Here is an 18,961-nt window from a genome sequence, read left to right on the forward strand (position 1 = left end):
CTTGAGCTGTAGGCCAGCCCAGGCTTGTCGCCCTCACCTCTGGTGCTAAACGGGTTACCTCCTGGGTAATCCGTGGCTGGAGGGGCCCGCTCCATAGGCATTCCTGGCGGAGTGGATCCGCAGGAACAAACCCCTTCAGCCATCATCCCACGGGGAGACTTCGGGGCTATTGCCCACCAGGAACGCGCTGCTGGGGCTGGCAAGTCCCCTCGAGGCACAGGAAGGGCGATTGAAGTCCCTGGTGGTGGTCCGGAACTGGAGGAGGTGGGAATCGGTAAGACCGCCCTGGCCCGCCACTTCCTGGAGGGTAAGCCCCACGCTCTCCTTACGGCCCACCCGGAAGATGCCAGCTTCGCCTGCACCTCCGTGGTCCGCTGGCTGGGCTTTAACCCTGGGCGGCCTGAAGAGGATTGGGCCTAGACGCTGAGGCCGTGCTTCTGGAAGAGGGCTTCCATGAGGTCCATAAGCTCCTCCTCCCTTTCCTCCCGAAAGAGGCGGCGGATCGTTTCCACCTCTTCCTGGGGCAGCACCTCCATGAGGAGGTAGGAGCTGGCTTCGGCGGTGCGGGTTACCGCGTAGGCGAGGAGGGCCTCGAGGGCCTCGGCCCGTGCCCCTTCAAAGGAGTTTTCTGTGTAAACCAGCGCCTCCACGGTACGGCCCCCTTGGGGTCCCCGGCCCAGATCCCTCAGCACCACCCCGACCCCGGAAACGGGGCCGCCCAGAGGAATCTCCTCGATGAACTCACCGAAGGCAGCGGGCTCCTGGGGGTTGTGCGCCCGGTAGTTCTTGGTGTACCGGTCCAGATTCTCCATGGGAACCCGGAACCCGAGGCCCAGCACGGGGCCGGAGACCTCCAGCATCAGCCTCTTGCCCACGGTTTGGTCTGGCAACTTGTACATTTCCTACCCCGGTATGCAGTTATCTTAGCACACACTCCCTACTGCCCAGTCTTACACGGAAGCCTCGAGGAGCTTGACTTGGTCTCCGCTTCGAGTCCTCCTGAGCCTGTCATCCTCGAGTCATCTTGGGCTACCTAGGCTAGCTTTACCCGGCTGGGTTGACCGCTGGGTAGGGCACGGAGGGAAAAAAAGGCGGCACATTGCTGTAGTTGTCGGGCCAGTCTAGCTTAAGGAGGATACACATGGAAGAGAAAGTCGAGAAGATCACGGGCAAGAGCTTCGACACCCCAGATGAAACGCGGCGACCGTTTGAAAAAGGCAAGATTGACGTGATCACTGTCGGGGGGCTGCCATTCTACCGTGAAACCCTTGCGCCGGGCTGGCAGTGGTCCAGGCACGTCAAACCGGTCGTGGGTGGCAACAGCTGCCAGCGGTTCCATGTGAAGATCTTTCTCGCAGGACGGCAACGGGTCCGGATGGATGACGGTACTGAGATGGAATTCGGTCCGGGGGACGTGGCGGTCATGCATCCTGGGCATGACGCCTGGGTAGTAGGTGACGAAGCGAATGTGTTGATCGAGCTGGCAGATATCGTCAAGATGCCCGCCGGCGTGCCCGAAGAAACGCTGACCGAGATCACCCTCGAGGCGGTTCGGCGCTTCAACGACGCCATTAACAGGCACGATGTCGATGCGGTGATGGCAGCCATGACCGAGGACTGTGTGTTCGAAAACACCTATCCACCCCCGGATGGCGCACGCTATGAGGGCCAGGTGGCCGTCCGATCTGTGTGGGAGCGCTCAGTACACGTCAAAACGTGGGACCACCCCTTTAGGATGGACCTGCGCCCACGTGGATGGGCAGGTACCCATAGGAGGTGGTCCCCATGGAACAGCTTACCCCACTCATCAACGCCTTGAAGCGATACTGGAAGGCCGACCTCAGGCGCCTCACCTTCCTGGCCGCCCTGGTGATGGCTCTGGTCACCGCCCGCACCACAAGCGGCCCCAGACTCGCTCTTTCCCTCGGCTCCATAGCCAGCCCTGACCCCCGCTCCGCCTACCGAAGGTTCCAGCGGTTCTTGGCCTGGCCGGGGCTGGACGGGGAGGGCTATGCCCGCTTCATCTTCGCCCTCCTCCGACCCCAAGGGCTCCTCCTGGTCATGGACCGGACCGAGTGGGAGCTGGGGAAGAGCAAGGTCAACCTCCTGATGCTGGCCTTCCTGTACCAAGGCCTGGCCGTCCCCCTGTTCTGGAGCTTCCTTCCCCACGACGGCAACTCCTCCACCCCCGAACGCATCGCCCTGATGGAGAGGGCCTTGGCTTTCCTGAGGGCCCACTTCCCCCACCTCCGGGTGGAGGGGTTCCTGGCGGATCGGGAGTTCATAGGGGAGGCGTGGTTCCGGTACCTGGAGGAGAAGGGCATCCCCCGGTGCATCCGAATCAAGGCCAACACCCGGATGTGGCGGTTGGGCTCGGGCCCTCGGGCCTGGGAGCTCTTTGCCTCCCTGAAGGTGGGAGAGAGCCGGGTGCCCAGGCGGCGGTACTGGGTCTACGGGCGGCGCATGTGGGTGGTGGGGTTGCGCCTTGGGGTCCGGGAGTGGCTGATTGTGGCTACGGACCTGGACCCTCACCGGGTGCTGGAGGTGTACGGGCTCAGGTGGGGTGTACTGCGGCCCTAAATTTGGACCACCTTACCGGTCAGTTTAGTCAGGGCTCCCATCCCCTTTCAACAGGCTCTCCGAAAAGGCCTCGGGCGTCATGTAATCCAAGGCCGAGTGAGGACGCTTACGGTTGTACACCTGGAAGACAAACCGCTCCACCGAGGCCCGCGCCTCCGCCAGGGTCCTGTACTCCCGCAAGGCCACCCACTCCTCTTTGATCGTCCGGATCAACCGCTCCGCGTGCCCGTTCTCCCAAGGCCTCCCCGTCCCCGCGTAACTGAGCCGCACCCCTAGCCCCAAAAGCCGCTCCACATACGCCCTGGAGGTGTACTGCACCCCCCGGTCCGAATGGTGCACCTCGGGACACCCCTCCCTCAGGGCCATCTCCAGGGCCGCAAGAGCAAGCCCCTGGGACAGCCTCGGCCCCAGGGCCACCCCCAGGATCTTGCGGGTGTGGAGGTCCATCACCACCGCCAGATAGGCCACCCCCTCCCCCAGGACCACGTAGCTCAGGTCCGCCACCCACACCTGGTGCGGGCGGGTCACCGCGAGTCCCGGCAGGAGGTTCTTCACCCCTTCCGGGAGAAGGCCCCCTGGGGAGGTGGTCCTGGGGGAGGGCCCCTTGCGGGGAAGGAGCAAGCCCTCCTCGCGCATCAGGGAGCGCACCCGCTTCTCCCCCACCTGGACACCTTCCCCCCGCAAGAGGGCGGTGAGGCGCCGGTAGCCGTACCGGGGCCAGGCCGCCGCCAGGGCCCGCAAGCGTTCCCGGAGGGCCCTCTCCTCGGGAGGGGGGTCCTGGGGCCGGTAGTAGAGGGTGCTCCGGGGCACCCTGAGGACCCGGGAAAGCAGGCGGAGGGGGTAGGCTCCCTTGAGGGCCTTCACCAGCTCCCGCCTTTCCTTTGCCGGTAGAGCCCCGAGGCTTTTTTTAGGACCTCCAGCTCCAGGGCCATCTGGCCGACCAAGCGTTCCAGCTCGCGGATGCGGGCCTCCTGCTCCGCGCAGCCGGAGGTGAAGGCGGCGTGGGCGTTCTCCAGGAACTCCCGCTGCCAGCGGTAAAGGAGGGACTCCGCCACCCCATAAGCCCGGCAGGCTTCGGCCACGGTCCTTTGACCCGACAAGACCTCCAACACAATTTTTGCCTTTTCCTTCGCTGACCACCTGCGCATCTCGCTACCCCTTCAGACTACACCCCTTGGCCTCTCTCTTGGGGTGGTCCAAATTTGGGGCAGCAGTACACAAGCCGCTTTGAGGCTTGGACCATGCGGGCCCTAGGCCTTCCCCGGGAAGAGGCCACGGCCCTGCTCAGGCGGGTGGTGGGGGCCCTTAAGGCAAAGCGGGTCCTGATACCCTGGGAACTTCCCGCCTGGGGCCGAAGCAGGGTAGCGGGCCTGGCCCTAAACCCGAGCGCCATCCTCCTGGAAAGGACGGAAGGGCGGTACCTCTTCTGCCCCCGGAGCGGCTACACCGGGCCCCTTTACACCCTCCGCATCTCGCCCGAACACCCCACCCAGGCGCTTGAGGAGCGGGGGGTTCACCCGTTCTACGAAACCCTGTACCAAAGGCGGCGGTTTCCCCTGCCCCTCGAGGCCCGCGCCCACTCCGCCCAGGTTCCCGGGGAGGAAAGGCGCAAGCTGGAGGAACGCTTCCGCGACCCCAACGATCCTTTAGGCGTTTTGGTGGCCACGCCCACCCTGGAGATGGGCATAGACATCGGGGCGCTCTCCTCGGTCTTTCTGCGCAACATCCCCCCTTCCCCCGCCAACTACGCCCAGCGCTCGGGCCGGGCCGGGCGGAAGGGGCAGCCGGCCCTCATCCAGGCCTTCGCCGGGGCCTTGGGCCACGACCAGTACTTCTACCGCTTCCCGGAACGCATGGTGCGGGGAAGCATCCAAGCCCCCCGCTTCCTCCTGGACAACCCCCGCTTGGTGAAGGCCCACCTCCGGGCCTTGGTCCTGGAAACCCTGGCCCAGTGGGGGTTTTCCCTTCCCGGAAAGCTCTTAGACGCGGTGGACGCCGCCGACGAAGCCCACTTCTACCCCCTCAAGGCGGCTTTCGCCGAGGCCCTCGAGGCGGGCATCGCCCGGCACAAGGAGGCCATCCTTCAGGCGGTGCGGGAAGCGTTCGCCCGGGAAATGGCGGCCTTTCCCTGGTTCACGGAGGAACTGGCCCGGTCCACGGTGGAAGGCTTCGTGGCCGAGCTGGACGCTGAGCTTAGGCCCTGGCGGGAAGAGTACCACGACGCCCAAGCCCGCTACACCGAGTACATGACCCGCCTCACCCACATGGGGCCCAGACACCCGAACCGCGAGGAGGTGGAAACCGAGGCCAAGCGCGCTGACCAACAGCGCCGCCACCTGGTGGACCTGGAGCTACGGGACTACCTGGGAGCCCGGGGCTTTCTGCCCAACTACGCCTTCGGACGGGTGAACGCCTGGGCCGAGCTCCTCAGCCCGCGAGGAGAGACGCACCGCCTGGAACGGCCCACCTTCATCGCCCTCACCGAGCTCGCCCCCGGTAATAGCGTCTACTTTGGCGCCCGGCGGTACCACCTGGACCGGCTGGCTTACTTGCCCAAGGAGGAGGCCTTCCGGCCCGCCAAGCGTTGCACCTGCGGGCACGTGGAGGCTCTAGGTGGCCGCTGCCGGGCCTGTGGGAAGGACTTGAGCACGGAGCCCCCGAGCGTCCGCCTTATGCCCCCACCTCCCCTCCTGGGCCTCCCCAAAAGGCGCATCAGTAGCGAGGAGGAGGACCGCTCCCGCCTGGGTTACGAGGTGGAGTGGGACTGGCGCCCCAAAGCGCCCAAGGCCTTGCGCCACGGGAATGTCCGGCTCCTCTACGAGCACAACGCCGAAGTGGTGGCCATGAACAAAGGCCTTCGGGCCTGGTTTTTGGACGAGGAGGAGGCGAACCCCCTGCAAGAGGGCTTTGTCTATTGCCGGCGGTGCCGCCGCTTTCTCCTCACGGAAAAGGAACTGGAAGAGCACCCCTGGAAGGAGGGGAAGGAAGGGCGGTGCCCCGCCGGGGGTGGGCCGGAGGATCTTCGGGGCGGGATTGTCCTGGAGGCACGGGCGGAAAGCGATGTTTTAGCGCTGGAAGTCCCCGTTCCACCCGGGCTCGAGGGTCCGGAGAAGGTGGCCTTCTACAAGAGCTTGCTCGCCGCCTTCCGCAAGGCGGCCCTGGTGGTTTTGGAGCTGGCGGAAGACGAGCTTTTCGGCTTTCTCCAGCCTTCCCCTACCCTAGAGGTGCCCTACCGGGTCGTCCTGGTGGAGGGGCAGGAAGGGGGGCTCGGGGCCCTTGCCGCTTTGGCGGAATGGCCCTCGGAGGAAAAACCCCACCCCCTTCAGGAGCTGGCCGAGACCGCCCTCCGCCTCATGCACGAGGGCGAACCGGAGGCCTGCGAACGGGCTTGTTATGACTGCCTCATGGACTACAGCAACCAGCCGGACCACCCCGTCTTAGACCGCCGCCTCGTGCTACCCTTCTTCCAGGAGCTGGCGCAAGCCTCCTTCCAGGAAGAGAGCGGGCCGGACCTTTTGGCGCATTTGCTCGCGCAGTGCCAAAGCGACCTGGAGCGGCGATGGCTCCTGGAATGCCATAGGCGGGGCCTTCCCCTGCCCGAGCGAGCCCAGCACACCCTGAGCCTGGAGGACACCTTCACCCGGTTTGACTTTTACTACGAGCAGGGCTTGGGCATTTACGTGGACGGCCCCCCACACCTAAGCCCAGAGCGGAGCGAAAAGGACCGGCAAATACGGGAGCGCCTCACCCTTTTGGGCATCCCCTTCCTGGTCTTTGCCGAAGGGGAGGACTGGGATGCTCCCTTTGCGGAACTTGGGCGGCTCGTCCGTCCTGGATCGGCGCAGAAGCAGTCTTAGCTAGGTTGCCCCTAGCGTTCCGGCCCCGTGAGCGTCCCCTCCCGGCAACCTTGCCGGACCCCCTCGCCCAGGTGCGCTACACGGGCTGGGCCGCGCCTCAACCCCCGTTCTTACGTTCAGGGCTCCCCCTCGGGCGGCGAGACCAAGACCCAGATGCGTTTGAGGGGCAGCTCGGCTTGTAGGTCCTCGGGAAGCTTCTCGTAAAAGCGGAGGATCTCCCGTAAGAGATCGTCTGAGTCCCAAAGGCGGATCTCAAAGAAAAGTCGGGCCTTCTCCTTGTCCACCGACTGCTTGAACCCTCCCCACGAGACGAAAAGGCCGTGGTCGGCCTGGTAGTTCTTCATAGCCCCTTGGAGCTCCCGCACCGTTTTGATGTCCACAGGGCTATCCGTGGACTTGACCTGTACCGCAATCCGGGGCCGGTCAAACCCCAGCTCCCCGGAGCCCGCCAGGATGTCCACCCCTCCATCCGGCCCCTCGGGCGAAATCCATACCTTGTACCCCTGGACGGAAAGCACCGCGGCCACCAGCTCCGTGAGGCGATGCCCTTTAAAACGCCTGGAGAGGAAGCTCCGGATTTGGTCCAGGGCCACCGCCTCGAGGTCCATTGCCTCTCCACCCCCCTCTGGGATCTCAAGGGGAGATGCGCTCGGCAGGGAAGGCTGTCCTTCCAGATAGGTCCGGAAACGCTCCTCGGCGTTGTTGCGTTGAATCCGGCAAACCGTCATGAAGGCACCCAAGGAATAGAGAAGGTCCTGGTCTATGCGGGTGCGGGGGATTTCCTTGATCCACTCCACGGGCCGCGTGTGGCGGCAAGGCGGGGGAAGCTCCCGCCGATACTGGTACGGGCCCTTCACGCGGCCCAACACCACCAGGGGTCGTTGCTTAAGGGGCAACGCCACCAAGTCTCCCGGCTGCATCTCCCGCAAGAAAGGCCAGATCTGGCCCAGCCAGTTAAGGAGGGTGTTCTTCCCCTTATCGGGGTAAGCCTCTTCCAGCTCGGCCAAAAGGGCTTCGCGGCTCGGGACGCCCGAAAGATCTCCCAACCTTTCCCAGCCTACGACCGCCACGCCCTCTTTCAGAACTAGATCCTCATATTCTCCTCTTTTCCCAGCGCGCACCAGCCAAAGGGCCATCACGCACCCCTTTCCCCGTCTCCAGAACGGCGCGGGCGGCGGGGCCCAGTCAGGACAGGCATGGGGAGCCGCGTCCCCTCTGAGCCGTTGGGTACGGGTCCCATCCGCCCACCCCAGCCTGGAAGGAAGCCCTTGCCCAGAGCCCTATTCGCCCAAGAGCGCCCAGAGTTCCCTTAGCTTCTCCTCCACCTGGCGGCGCTTATGGCGGGGGAGGGCCTCGAGGTCCAGACGCTTTAGCCTCTCCGCCACCTCGTGATGCCAGGGCTTGGGGACCGCTTCCCGCTTGAGAAGCTCCCGCACCCTGGCCTTGAGCTCCCTCAGGGAAAGCCCCGCCTTGGCCTCCTCCAAGAGGGCCTTCCGGGCGACCTCCTCCTTCACCTTCTTGAGCTCCAGGGCGGCGGTGTAGGGGATGGCGCCCCCTTCCAGGGCCTCCTTCAGGTCCTCGGGGAGGGTGAGGAGGGGGAGGCGAGCCTGCACGAAGGACTCCCAGGACATGCGCCCGAGGAGGCGGAAGACCTCCTCCACCTTCTGGGCCTCGGGGCTACCCAAAACGTTTTGGGTAGCCTTACCCCCCTTCTCGTTCCGCATCCGGTGGAGGAGGCTCGCCACCTCTTCCCTGCCCCTCCCGAGCTCCAGGGCGAGGAGGTCCAGGACCCCCACGGTTTCCTCGTAGGGGTTCAGGTCCTCCCGCTGCAGGTTCTCCATGAGGGCGATGGCCTGGGCCGCCCGCTCGTCCACCTCCAGGACCACCACCGGGACCTCCGCGAGGCCCGCCATCTGGGCCGCCCGGTAGCGCCTTTCCCCGGCGACGATCTCGTACTTTCCCTCTCCCGTGGGGCGCACCAGGAGGGGCTCCAAGACCCCGTGGGCCCGGATGGACTCCGCCAGGGCCTTCAGGGAGGCCTCCTCAAAGCGGCGGCGGGGCTGGGGACGGGGGACGAGCTCGCCCAAAAGCGCCGTGGAGGAAGCCGGGCGCTTCGCCTCCTCCACCAGTCCCTTTAGGTAAGCGCGGATGGCGCTCACGCCACCACCTCCTCGTAGCGGAAGACCTCTTTGAGCAGGAAGTCGGCCAGTTTGGCGATCTCCTCCGCCGCCTCCTTGTCCCCCGTGAGCTGGATGGGCACCTGCTCCTCCGTGGCCCGGCGGTGCGGCCCCGGGCGGTAGGCGATGCGGGGGGCCACGGGGGCGATCTCCTCAAGCTCCTTGATGGTGTCCAACACCCGGTTGTCCCCGGCGGTGCGGGCGTCGTACTTGGTGGGGACGAAGGCCCGGATGATGTGCGGCCTCCCGGCCACCCGCTCGGGGTCCACCTTGCGCAAGGCCTCCCGGTACTCCTTGGCCACCCCGATCACCGCCTTCAGGGCCTGCACCCCCTTGGCGCCCGTTTCCACGGGCACAATGAGCCCGTCCCCGGCCAAGGCGGCCATCACCGCCAAGGAGCCCAGGGAGGACAGGGAGTCCACGAAGACCAGGTCGTAGCCCGTGAGCTTCTCCAAGGCGGTGCGCAGGGCCAAGGCCCCCAAGGGCTTGCGTTCCAGCTCCAGCTCCCCCACCGCCAGGTCCACGGAGGCGGGCACCAGGTGGAGGTTCCGCCCCACCTCCCGGGGCCGGGGCAGAACGTCTTGCCGGATGACCCGCAGGAGGGTTTCCCCGTCCTCCACGGTGCTCGGGTCCACGCCGAGCCAGGCGGTGAGGTTGGCCTGGGGGTCGGCGTCCACCAAGAGGACCCGCTAGCCCCTCGAGGCCAGCTCAAACCCCAAATCCCGGGCCAAGGAGGTCTTCCCCGCCCCCCCGGCGTGGGTGAAGAGGGTGTAGACCTGCCTGCCCCGCTCGGGGCCGTCAATCTCCTCGGGGATGTACCAGTAGTGGCCGAGGCGCACCGCCTCCACCCGGCCCTCCCGGATCCACTTCCGGGCCAAGCTTTCCGAGATCCCCTGCATGCGGGCCCACTCCGTGAGGGGCACCAGCCGCTCCCTTTTCATGGCGGAAGCCTACCAAGGAAGTGCGCCCCGGCGCAAGAGCTCCGTGCCAGCTCCCGTACCTACCGGACGGCGAAGCGGGCCGCCCAGACTATGGCGCAGGCTCCCGCCGCCGCGACCAACACCCGCCCCCAGCCCAAGGCGAAGCCCCAAGGGGCGATGGCGGCCCCCCGGTCGTAGGGGTAGCGGCCCTTGCTGAGGAAACGGGCCAGGGGCCCAAGCCGGTAGGGGCCCTTTACGAGGGCCCGGGGATCCTCCGGCCCCAAGGCCCCCTGCACCGGGGGCGGGGCTTGGGCCGCACCCAAGACCAGGCCAGCCCCAGGAGGGCCGGGGCCAGAAGGAGCCTACCCATCCCCCTCCCGCAGGGCGAACACCTTGGCCCGCCCGTAGCCCAAGGCGGTCTTGGCCCTGAAGGAGGATGAAGAGGGCGAGGGTGAGGAGTTCGGCCAGGGTGGCCTTTTGATGCTTCTGCCTCTTGGGGAGTTTGATGCCTTGGGCTTGGAGGGCCTTTAGGGCGTCGTCTACCCAGCAGTAGGTGGCGACCAGGAGGGTTTCTGCGTCAAGATAGTAAAGGGGGTGCTCGCGGTGAGCTTCCATAGCACCCCCCTTCTTTTCACACCCCAGGGCTTCAGATCAAGTAGCACACGAAGGTATTTTATTTATGACCTTAATTGTCACCGCGTAAAATCAGACAGTTTGAGCCGCACCATGAGGCTCCTGCGCGAGCTGCAGCCTGAGCGATAAACGCTCCTCTTCCAAGGAACACTCGGCTCTCATCCGAAGCTGTTAAACTGCCCTTTAGGTGAGCGAAACCATGAAGCGTAGAGCCTGGATTTTTGTGGTGGGCGGCATCCTGGCAGCCCTGGTCTATGCGCAGCTTTCCAGCGGGGGAACGGACCTGGCCCGCAACCCCAGCGGACAAGCCCTCCTGCAAACCTACCAGCTCCTCCAAACCCAGTACCTGACCCGGCTCGAGCCCGACCAGCTCAACCGGGTGCTGGAGGGGGGTATACGGGGCATGCTGGGGGCCCTCGACGACCCCTTCACCAGCTATACCCCACCGCGCCGGGCCAACCTGCGCAACCAGGACTTGCAGGGGGAGTTCTTCGGCATTGGGGCCACCCTGGCCCCCAACGAGAACGGGGGCGGGGCCCGGGTGCAGGGGGTCATCCGGGGGCTGCCGGCCTTTAATGCGGGCATCAAGGCCGGGGACATCATCGTTGAGGTCAACGGCCAGGACGTGACCAAGCTCGAGTTGGATGAAATCGTGGCCCAGATCCGGGGGCCTCAGAACACCAAGGTCACCGTGGGGGTGCGGCGCGAGGGCACCAACGCCATCCTGCGCTTTGAGATGATTCGCCAGCGGGTGGAGATTATCTCCGTCTCCCGTACCGTCCTACCCGGAAACGTGGGCTACATCGCCCTAGAAACCTTCGGCAATGTGCGGGTCTTTGAGCAGCTCAACGCCGCGCTGAACGAGATGCGCCAGCGGGGGGTGCAGAAGCTGGTCTTCGACCTGCGGGACAACGGCGGAGGACTCCTGGACCAAGGTTGCCAGGTGGCCCGGGCCTTTATCCGCGAGGGCCCCATCGTCTATGTGCGTACCCGGAACGAGACCCAGCTCTACTGCGAGGCGACCGGGCAGGTGAGCTGGACGGGGCCGATGGTGGTCCTTATCAACGGCAACTCCGCCTCGGCCTCGGAGATTGTGGCCGGAGCCATGCAGGACACCGGGCGGGCCAAAGTCATCGGCGAAACCTCCTTCGGCAAGGGGGTGGGGCAGAACGTGATTGACCTGGCCAACGGGGGCGACCTGACCTTGGTCACCTTTGAGTGGCTCACCCCCAAGCGGCGGGCCATCAACAAACAGGGCATCAAGCCGGACATTGAGGTCAAAGACACCCGCTTTGAGGTTCCGGTGGCCTTTGAGGGGGCCGGGGCCAAGCCCGGCGAGACCGTTACCCTGACCATCGGCAATCAAACCTTCACCACCAAGGCCGACGCTCAGGGCAAGTTCAGCTTCAGCCAGCCCCGCCCCGCCATCACCCTGCCCGCCGAGCGGGGCCAGGCCGAGGTTGACCTAGCCAAAGATGCCATCCTGCGCCGGGCCTTGGAAGAACTTCGCTAGCCTGGCTTCGGCTGTGGAAAGCGTCATCCGGCTCGAGGACCTGAGCAAGCGCTACGGGCGGTTCGTGGCGCTGGAAGGCCTTAACCTGGAGGTGCGCCCCGGAGAGACCCTGGCCCTTTTGGGCCCCAACGGCGCGGGAAAGAGCACCGCCCTGAAGGCCCTCGTGGGGCTGCTCCGGCCCAGCCGAGGGCGGGCCTTGGTGGATGGGGTGGATGTTTGGAAGGAGCCGGTCCGGGCCAAGGCCCTCTTCGGCTACGTCCCCGATAGGCCCTACCTCTACGGGAAGCTCTCCGGTCTCGAGCTGCTCCGCTTTGCGGCCGGGGTCTACCGGCTGCCCCGCCGCGAGGCCGAGGCCCGCATCGAGGCTCTGCTGCTCGAGTTCCGGCTGGAACGCTTCGCTTCCTCCCTCATTGAGACCTACTCCCACGGGATGCGCCAGAAGCTCTCCTTGGCCCTGGCCCTGCTGCACAACCCCAGGGCCCTGATCCTGGACGAGCCCATGGTGGGCCTGGACCCCCACGCCACCCGGCTGGTGCGGGAGCTGCTGCGAAGCTACCCCCAAGGGGACCGGGCGGTGCTCTACGCCACCCACCAGCTCCACCTGGCCGAGCAGGTGGCCCACCGGGTGGCCCTGGTGCACAAAGGACGGCTCCTCGCCCTGGGCCCCCCCAAGGCCCTTCTCCACCAGCACCAAAGCGCCGACCTGGAGGAGTTTTTTCTTCGGCTCACCGAGGACGCTGCCCCCGCCGGGTGAAAGCGACCCCAGAAAAAGGAATATAATCCCCTAGGAATGCGGGGGCGGAATCTGTTCTTACTGCTGCTCATCGCCGGGATGGGCCTCTTCGCCTGGCGCAACTGGGCAGTCTTCAGCGAGAGAAAAACCCTCTCGCTCTTCTTCACAGAGTTCACCGCGCCCTTTGGCCTCCTCATGCTCAGCATCATGGCGGCCTTGGTGGTGGTCTACTTCCTCTATACGGTGGGGTTGGAGACCGCCGCGCTTCTGGAGATCAAAAGGTACGCGCGCGAACTCCTACAGGCCCGCAAGCTAGCCGATGAGGCCGAGGCCAGCCGGTTTTCTGAGCTTAGAAAGTGGCTCGAGGGGGAGCTCGCTGCCTTGAAGGCGCAGAACCCCGCCGGGCTCGAGGCTAAGCTGCAGGAGGTGATGGCCCGCATAGACCGGGCGGAGCAAGAGCTGCGGGAGGACATAGAGAAAGCCGGCAACACCCTGGCGGCCTACATCGGGGAGCTGGAGGACCAGCTCACCGGCCAGGACCGGCACCCCCCCCCGCGTTGAGCAAAAAGCCCAAACCCGCTAGACTAGTCCCTGCCTGGGCCGTTAGCTCAGCCGGTTAGAGCAAGCGACTCATAATCGCCAGGTCGCGGGTTCGAGTCCTGCACGGCCCACCACCTAGGAAGGCCCGCCCCCCGAGGTGGGCCTCCGTCTTTAGGGCAGGCCGAACTCGAGCCGAGCCCTGGCCCGCAGCGCCTGAGGGCTTAGACCTTGGCCAAAGTACCGGTCCTTGTCGGGCTCCCCATCCCAAAGCTCAAACAGGAGCCGGGCCCCCTCCTGGCCTCTTAGGGCGGCCTCGGTGCCGCTGTTGCCCACCCGGCCAATCCACTGGCCCTTGTGGACCCTCGCCCCCACCCGCACCCCGGGGGCAATCTCCGAGAGGTGGGCGTAGACCGTGGTGAAGCCCTGGGTGTGGCGAATCCAGACCTCCCGCCCCCGCAGGCGGTCCATCTGGGCCGGGGTGGCCCCATTGGCCACCGCTCTAAACAGGGCCTCGAGCTCGGCGCGGGTTGGCTCCTTGTAGTCCAGCTCAGCCTTGATCACCTCGCCCCCCGCCGCGGCCACCACCCCCATGCCGTAGCGCACCGGTACGCAGGCATCCCCATCCACGAAGACAAACCCTGGGTTGACCCCCTTTCGGTAAGGGCGGGGGGCCCCCGGCAGGTTGGCCTCGCTCCTAGGCAGACAGGCCCCCGGCAGGGGCAGGGTAAACCCCTCAGGGCCCAGCTCGAGCTGCTTTTTCAACCGGTCCACCTCGGCCTGAAGGCTGGCCACCTGGCGGCGCGCCCCGGATAGATGCAGGCCCTGCCAAAGGGCCAGAAGGGCAACCAGGACCAGCAAAATCCAGCCGGGCTTGATCGGCATGGGGTTATTCTAGGGCAAAAAAGGGGCCGGCAGCCCGGCCCCCGGAGCCCCGTCGGGGCTCAGAGCAGGCTGAGCAGGCGGGCTTTAATCTGCTTGGCGGTGAGGCCCTCCAGGTTCATCCCCCGGGCGCGCTCCACCAGCTCGTAGACCTTCTGCACGTGGCTCACCGCCACCCGGAAGGTGACGGGCTGGCCCGCCACCACCACGGTCACCTTGCGGATGTTGGGCTCCTGCCAGCGCTTGCTGTAACCGGTAACCTTCTTGCCCACCCCACCTTCCCGCTTGGCCTTGCCCCGGGTGATGATGCTGCGGGCCACAATGGGGCGCTTTCCGCTGATCTCGCAAACCTTTGACATGACAAGCTCCTCTTCCGGCCTGGGGGAGGCCCCCGGCGCAAGGGCAACGCCGCCAAGTATAGCACACCTCCACCCCCCCGTGCTAGACTTCCGGCGATGAACATCGCCACCTGGCTGGTGCCTGCCCTTCTCGTGGCCGACCAGGCCATCAAGCTGGCCGTACTCTGGGCGGTGGGGCCCAAGGTCTTTGAGCCTGGGGTGGGGGCTGTCTTCATCGCCCACCTCTTCTGGGTGGTAGACCTCACCTTCATCCCCAACAGCGGCGCGGCCTTTGGCATCTTCCAAGGGGGAGCCCGGGTCCTGGTCTGGGTCAGCCTGGCGGTGGGGTTCGGGCTTCTCCTCTACCTGAGCCTCCCCTCCCGTCGGATCGGCCTGCTCCCCCAGGTGGCCCTCTCCTTGGTCGCTGCAGGGGCCTTGGGCAACGCCATAGACCGGCTGGGCCACGGCTGGGTGGTGGACTACGTGGACATCAACCGCACCGGCATAGCCTTCTTGGACAACTACCCCATCTGGAACCTGGCCGACGCCTGTGTGGTGGTGGGGGTCATCCTGCTCCTCCTGCCCCAGCGCAGACGGCGCTACTGAAAACACTCCTTTCGGAGATGCCCATGCCGCCTAAAGCCCAACTCTTTCTCCCTGGTGAGGCCATCCCCAAGGAAGCCCGGCCCCTTCCCGAGCTGCCCCTACTGATTCTGGTAGGGCTGACCGGGGTGGGCAAAACCAGCCTGCTAAGGCAGCTGGGCTACCCCACCCTACCCGACCGGCGCGAAATTGTGGACCGCTACGTGCTTCCCCGCTACGGCCATAGCCCAACGGCCCAGCTAGACCGGGGCCAGCGCTTCGCCCTCACCCGCCGCTTCCGGGAGGAGCACCCAGGGGGGGTTGCGGAGATTCTGGCGAAAAGCTGGGCCCAGCCTACCTGGCCCCTCCTCCTAGACGGGCTGCGGGGGGCTGAGGAGGTGGCCTTCGCCCTAAAGAACCTACCAAAGAGCCACTTCATCGTCCTGGAGGCCCGCGACCTAACCCGGCTGGCCCGGCTCCTGCAAAGGGAGGACCGCTTTGATCGGGTGGCCCTGAGCGAGGCCGAGCGGGCCCAGGTGCAAGAGCTGGCCCAAGGGGTGCTCAGCCCGAGCGAGCTGGAGGAGGCCTTGGGATGGCCGGTGCCTCGGGAGGAGCTGATCGCCAAGCTCAAAATTGTGGCCGAGGAGCGAAAGAACTACGACCCCAGCGGGGCCCGAAGCGTCTTAGAAGGCTCCCCTAGAGCCCTCTTCCTGGACACCGAGGCGCTGTCCCTCGAGGAGGAGGCCCAGCGCATCCGGGCCTTCGTAGCCCAGCTTGAACCATAGGGGTGTGGGGCGGCAGTCCCCGGCCAAAGCGCTCCACCTTGGCCGGGGAAGGATAGCCCCACCAGGGCAAAGCCCTGTATAATACTTTCGTGGGTCATCCCTGGAACGGGGATGCGCGTAAAGGGAGCCGCAAGCGAGTGCCCCACACACGTCAAAGCTTGTGAGGATGGTCGCGCGAAACTCCAACCAAACGCAGTTGGTTGCGAGTAGTTCATGGGAGGGTTTAGGGTGCCCACCCTGCGCCGCATCACCCTCCGCCCCTTCCGTCTGCCCCTGCGGGGGGCCCTGCGCTGGGGCCGGGCCTCAGAACTGGAAGCCCTGGAGCACCTCTTGCTGGAGGTAGAGCTCTCCGATGGCTCGGTGGGCCGGGCCGAGATTCCCCCTCGCCCCACCATCTACGGGGAGACCCCGGCCACGGTGCGGGCAGCCCTGGAGTACCTGACCCCCAGGCTGCTGGGCCTCGAGGTGGACGATACCGAGGCCATCCAGGGGGTACTGCAGGGATTTCCCAACCACCTCACGCTCAAAGGTGGGCTGGACATCGCCTTGTGGGAGGCCTGGGCCAGGAGCGAGGGCCAGGAGCTTTGGCAGGTTCTAGAGCCACACCACCCCCGGGTACGGGTCAGCTACATCCTGGGCATCGCAGAGGAGGCCGAGATGCTGGCCGACGCCCAGGCCGCCTACCAGGCGGGGGTGCGGGTGTTCAAGGTAAAGGTAGGGCGCGATCTGGAAGGCGACCTAGCCCGCATCGCAGCCCTCCAGGAGCACCTGCCCGACGCGGCCCTCTACGCTGACGCCAACGAAACCCTCTCCCCCCAGAACGCCGAGGCCTACCTGCGGCGGTGGGCCGAGGCGGGGCTGATGTACGTGGAGGAGCCCCTCCCGGTGGCCGAGGTGCTGGCCCGGCGGCGGCTGCGGCAGCTCGGCCTGCTGCCCCTCATCGCCGACGACTCGGCCTTCACCTTGCGGGATCTGTGGCGGGAAGTCCAGCTCGAGACCTTTGACATCCTGAACATCAAACCAGCCCGGAGCGGCTACACCCAGAGCCTGGAGATGCTGGCCCTGGCCAGAAGCGAAGGCAAGCGGGTCATGGTGGGCTCCCAGGCCCTATCCAGCTTCGGCGCCTACCAGACCGCCCTGTTGGCCTTCCAAGAAGGGGTGAGCGAGCCCTGCGAGCTGGCCTTCCACCTCAAGGCCCAAGGGGGGTTCTGCCCCTTCCCCCCCTTCAAGGAGGGCTGGCTGTACTGGGAGGATCTAAAGGGGTGTGGCTTTGACCCGGAGGCCTTTGAGTGCTACGCCCTCTGAGGGGCAATTGTGTGTAGTTCTCCAACTTGGCCCAAAGCCCATCTGCTACACTCAGACCTGCCCCATCTGGGGAATCCAGACCCAAAAGGGAGGTGAGCGTTCGGTAGAGACCGCCTTACATCCAAGGCATCTCGGCCTATAGGCAACTCGACGAAACCCCACTCCGCGGTATGCCGCCGCGGTGGTGGTGCGGCCAAGTCGGCAGGGTGATGCCCGAGCATCCACAACAATTCTCGGGGGAAAGGTAAAAAAGTGTAAAAAGAGGTTTCTCTCATGAAAACCCTGGTTATAGGCGCCGGCATCGCCGGCTTATCGGCAGCCCAAGAGCTTAGGAAAGCCAACCATCAGGTTATCCTACTGGAGGCGCGAAGCCGGGTCGGAGGGCGCATCCACACCGACCGGAGCTTCGCCGAGGTCCCCATTGAGCTGGGGGCTGAGTTTATCCACAGCAGCCAGGTTCCCACCTATTCGCTAGCCCAGAAGCTTGGCCTCCGCACCTTCCACTACAACCAGCACAACGATACCCTGGTGCGTCTGCCCGACGGCGCTTTGCGCACCATCGCCGAGGTGGGCACCCAAAAGCAGGGCTACGACAACGTCCGGCTGGTGGACTGGCCAGAGGTGAACGGCGAGGAGTCGCTGGAAGCCTACCTGGAGCGTTTAGGCGAAAGACCGATTCCCTTCAAGCTACAGGAATACATCTCCGACTTTGACCACCCCAGGTACCTGAGCGCCAAAGCTGCGCGGGAGTACCTGTGTGACCCCTCAGCAGAGGAGGGTGACTACCGCCTTCTTGATGGCTACGATTAACTAGCGATAAAACTTGCAGCCGGCCTTGACATAAGGCTGGGGGCAGCGGTGGAGCGGCTCGAGTGGGGCCCGTGGGGGGTTCGGGCCTTCACGGCCGACGGGCGGGTGTACCCAGCCGACCGGGCGGTGGTGGCCCTGCCCCTAGGGGTGCTCAAAGCCGAAGGGGTGCGCTTTGTTCCCGAACTACCCGAAGAGAAACGGCAGGCCATAGAGCGGTTGGGGCTGACCGACGCGGTCAAGCTTTTCTTCCGCTTTGACCGGCCGGTCTTCCCACCTGGCATTGTGGAGCTATACGCCCCTGGGGCGGCCCTGGAGGAATGTTGGAGCAACCCTCTAGGCCACAGCAAGGGGATAGAGGTTCTGACCGCCCTGGCCACCGGCGAAAAGGCCCGCGCGCTCATGGCCCTGCCGGAGGAAAGGGCCCTGCGGGAAGCCCTGCAGGCCCTACAGCAGGCCCTGGGCCAGCCTAGCCTTACCCCAAGCAAGGCACGCCTGGTCCACTGGCGGGACGACCCCTACACCCTAGGCGCCTACAGCATGGCCCGGGTAGGGGCTTCCGAAGCCCGGCAGGTGCTGGCCAAACCCGTGGGAAACCGGCTCTTCTTCGCCGGGGAGCACACCGCACCCAACGCCTGGGCGTCCACGGTCCACGGGGCCTACGCCAGCGGCAAACGGGCCGCACACGAAGCTATCCGCAGCGCTTACCGAGAGGCCCCCCTTGGGCCCCGCAGGGGGCTTAGGCCATCCCTCCCACCCCCTCTTCCCGACGGCCGACCCGCGGCGTAGGCCCCTAGCCTGTAAGCCATCCCCAACTTCCCCCAGGCCGCCTGGGGCATCATGGCCTCGTGAACCTGGTCTGGCACCGCGCCGACCTGCGCCTACACGACAATCCGGCCCTCCAGCAGGCCCTCCAGGGGGGGCCCACCCTAGGGGTGGTGGTCCTTGATCCCCAGATCCTAAAGGCCACCACCCCCCGGCGGCGGGCCTGGTTCTACCGGAACGCTCGAGCCCTACAGGAGGGCTACCAAAAGCGGGGCGGGGTGCTCTTGGTGCGCACCGGAGCGCCCTGGGAGGTGCTGCCACGGCTGGTGGAGGAGCTAGGGGTTCGCGCGGTCTACGCCGTCCGCAACACCACCCCCTATGCCCGCTTCCGCGACGAGAAGGTGGCCTTGGCCCTCGGCCGGCCCCTGCACCTACTGCCAGGCCAGTACATCCACGAGCCCGGAACCCTGCGAAAGCCCGATGGGGGCCCCTACACCGTGTTTACCCCCTACGCCAAGCGCTGGTGGGCAACCCCCCTCCCCAACCC

20 protein-coding genes, 1 tRNA gene and 2 pseudogenes are annotated in these 18,961 nt (G+C 65.9%); 14 read left to right on the plus strand and 9 right to left on the minus strand.

The features are described 5' to 3' along the window. Positions 1 to 264 precede the first annotated feature (264 nt). Positions 265 to 420: a hypothetical protein gene (locus tag Mlute_RS15550; RefSeq protein WP_182482451.1), complete on the plus strand. Its 156-nt coding sequence runs from the start codon at positions 265 to 267 to the stop codon at positions 418 to 420. On the opposite strand, the gene Mlute_RS02015 is transcribed toward Mlute_RS15550, so the two are convergent. After that, a complete protein-coding gene (locus tag Mlute_RS02015; RefSeq protein ID WP_119359094.1) occupies positions 417 to 899 on the minus strand; it encodes a hypothetical protein in 483 nt (160 codons plus the stop codon). The genes Mlute_RS15550 and Mlute_RS02015 overlap by 4 nt on opposite strands. A gap of 242 nt (positions 900 to 1,141) precedes the next feature. Here Mlute_RS02015 and Mlute_RS15555 point away from each other — a divergent pair, with 242 nt between their 5' ends. Both Mlute_RS15555 and Mlute_RS02025 read left to right on the plus strand, forming a co-directional pair. Further along, entirely contained in the window at positions 1,142 to 1,819 is a 678-nt protein-coding gene (locus Mlute_RS15555) for a nuclear transport factor 2 family protein (RefSeq protein ID WP_182482452.1), read from the plus strand. Then, positions 1,786 to 2,580 carry a transposase gene (locus Mlute_RS02025; protein WP_245958812.1) on the plus strand — a complete coding sequence of 265 codons (795 nt, stop codon included), beginning with the start codon at positions 1,786 to 1,788 and terminating at the stop codon, positions 2,578 to 2,580. The genes Mlute_RS15555 and Mlute_RS02025 overlap by 34 nt, the downstream gene beginning before the upstream one ends. 24 nt (positions 2,581 to 2,604) lie before the next feature. Here the strand turns inward: Mlute_RS02025 and Mlute_RS02030 are convergent. Next, positions 2,605 to 3,728 (minus strand): IS3 family transposase gene (locus Mlute_RS02030; RefSeq protein ID WP_119359095.1). Its coding sequence is split into 2 segments (ribosomal slippage): positions 2,605 to 3,491 and positions 3,491 to 3,728, totalling 1,125 coding nucleotides; the frame shifts between segments, so codons are not numbered across the junction. 93 nt (positions 3,729 to 3,821) lie between these two features. Here Mlute_RS02030 and Mlute_RS02035 point away from each other — a divergent pair. Next, on the plus strand, positions 3,822 to 6,437 hold the full coding sequence (locus tag Mlute_RS02035) for a helicase-related protein (RefSeq protein WP_119359096.1): 2,616 nt from the start codon (positions 3,822 to 3,824) through the stop codon (positions 6,435 to 6,437). A 116-nt stretch (positions 6,438 to 6,553) separates the two neighbouring features. Here the strand turns inward: Mlute_RS02035 and Mlute_RS02040 are convergent, their stop codons facing one another. The 5 genes and pseudogenes from Mlute_RS02040 to Mlute_RS16525 form a co-directional block, all read right to left on the minus strand. Next, the gene (locus Mlute_RS02040; RefSeq protein WP_245958813.1) at positions 6,554 to 7,507 is read right to left on the minus strand and encodes a restriction endonuclease; all 954 of its coding nucleotides are present in this window, start codon (positions 7,505 to 7,507) and stop codon (positions 6,554 to 6,556) included. A gap of 210 nt (positions 7,508 to 7,717) precedes the next feature. Then, positions 7,718 to 8,596, minus strand: coding sequence for a ParB/RepB/Spo0J family partition protein (locus Mlute_RS02045; protein WP_119359098.1), 879 nt, complete (start codon positions 8,594 to 8,596; stop codon positions 7,718 to 7,720). Further along, positions 8,593 to 9,555 (minus strand): annotated as a pseudogene (locus tag Mlute_RS02050) (AAA family ATPase). Before Mlute_RS02050 ends, Mlute_RS02045 begins: the two are co-directional and overlap by 4 nt. A gap of 59 nt (positions 9,556 to 9,614) precedes the next feature. Beyond that, positions 9,615 to 9,857, minus strand: coding sequence for a hypothetical protein (locus Mlute_RS15560; RefSeq protein ID WP_182482453.1), 243 nt, complete (start codon positions 9,855 to 9,857; stop codon positions 9,615 to 9,617). A gap of 94 nt (positions 9,858 to 9,951) precedes the next feature. Further along, a pseudogene (locus tag Mlute_RS16525) lies at positions 9,952 to 10,149 on the minus strand (transposase); the annotation flags it as partial. A 217-nt stretch (positions 10,150 to 10,366) separates the two neighbouring features. Here Mlute_RS16525 and Mlute_RS02060 point away from each other — a divergent pair. From Mlute_RS02060 to Mlute_RS02075, 4 genes are all read left to right on the plus strand, one after another. Beyond that, positions 10,367 to 11,680, plus strand: coding sequence for a S41 family peptidase (locus Mlute_RS02060; protein ID WP_119359107.1), 1,314 nt, complete (start codon positions 10,367 to 10,369; stop codon positions 11,678 to 11,680). A gap of 13 nt (positions 11,681 to 11,693) precedes the next feature. Continuing rightward, complete coding sequence (locus tag Mlute_RS02065; protein WP_245958814.1) at positions 11,694 to 12,434, plus strand: ABC transporter ATP-binding protein; 741 nt, start codon at positions 11,694 to 11,696, stop codon at positions 12,432 to 12,434. Between the two features lie 36 nt (positions 12,435 to 12,470). Continuing rightward, the gene (locus Mlute_RS02070; protein WP_119359100.1) at positions 12,471 to 12,974 is read left to right on the plus strand and encodes a DNA cytosine methyltransferase; all 504 of its coding nucleotides are present in this window, start codon (positions 12,471 to 12,473) and stop codon (positions 12,972 to 12,974) included. A gap of 36 nt (positions 12,975 to 13,010) precedes the next feature. Then, a tRNA-Ile gene (locus Mlute_RS02075) sits at positions 13,011 to 13,087 on the plus strand. A 37-nt stretch (positions 13,088 to 13,124) separates the two neighbouring features. Here the strand turns inward: Mlute_RS02075 and Mlute_RS02080 are convergent. Continuing rightward, complete coding sequence (locus Mlute_RS02080) at positions 13,125 to 13,835, minus strand: M23 family metallopeptidase (protein WP_119359101.1); 711 nt, start codon at positions 13,833 to 13,835, stop codon at positions 13,125 to 13,127. Between the two features lie 59 nt (positions 13,836 to 13,894). Next, positions 13,895 to 14,191 (minus strand): large ribosomal subunit protein bL28, encoded by a 297-nt coding sequence (locus Mlute_RS02085; protein WP_119359102.1) that lies wholly within the window; start codon positions 14,189 to 14,191, stop codon positions 13,895 to 13,897. Between the two features lie 96 nt (positions 14,192 to 14,287). Here Mlute_RS02085 and lspA point away from each other — a divergent pair, with 96 nt between their 5' ends. The 6 genes from lspA to Mlute_RS02115 form a co-directional block, all read left to right on the plus strand. Further along, a complete protein-coding gene (lspA, locus tag Mlute_RS02090; protein ID WP_119359103.1) occupies positions 14,288 to 14,776 on the plus strand; it encodes a signal peptidase II in 489 nt (162 codons plus the stop codon). Between the two features lie 23 nt (positions 14,777 to 14,799). After that, the gene (locus Mlute_RS02095) at positions 14,800 to 15,537 is read left to right on the plus strand and encodes a hypothetical protein (protein WP_119359108.1); all 738 of its coding nucleotides are present in this window, start codon (positions 14,800 to 14,802) and stop codon (positions 15,535 to 15,537) included. 228 nt (positions 15,538 to 15,765) lie between these two features. Continuing rightward, positions 15,766 to 16,842, plus strand: a complete 1,077-nt coding sequence (locus Mlute_RS02100) for an enolase C-terminal domain-like protein (protein ID WP_119359109.1) — start codon at positions 15,766 to 15,768, stop codon at positions 16,840 to 16,842. 273 nt (positions 16,843 to 17,115) lie between these two features. After that, positions 17,116 to 17,652 (plus strand): flavin monoamine oxidase family protein, encoded by a 537-nt coding sequence (locus Mlute_RS02105; RefSeq protein ID WP_220452052.1) that lies wholly within the window; start codon positions 17,116 to 17,118, stop codon positions 17,650 to 17,652. A 6-nt stretch (positions 17,653 to 17,658) separates the two neighbouring features. Beyond that, positions 17,659 to 18,438: a flavin monoamine oxidase family protein gene (locus Mlute_RS02110; protein ID WP_119359104.1), complete on the plus strand. Its 780-nt coding sequence runs from the start codon at positions 17,659 to 17,661 to the stop codon at positions 18,436 to 18,438. Positions 18,439 to 18,497: 59 nt separating this feature from the next. Further along, the coding region (locus Mlute_RS02115) for a deoxyribodipyrimidine photo-lyase (RefSeq protein WP_147371020.1) at positions 18,498 to 18,961 on the plus strand (464 nt) is incomplete at its 3' end.

This window comes from Meiothermus luteus (assembly GCF_003574085.1).
In the GTDB taxonomy this organism is placed as follows: Bacteria; Deinococcota; Deinococci; order Deinococcales; family Thermaceae; genus Meiothermus; species Meiothermus luteus.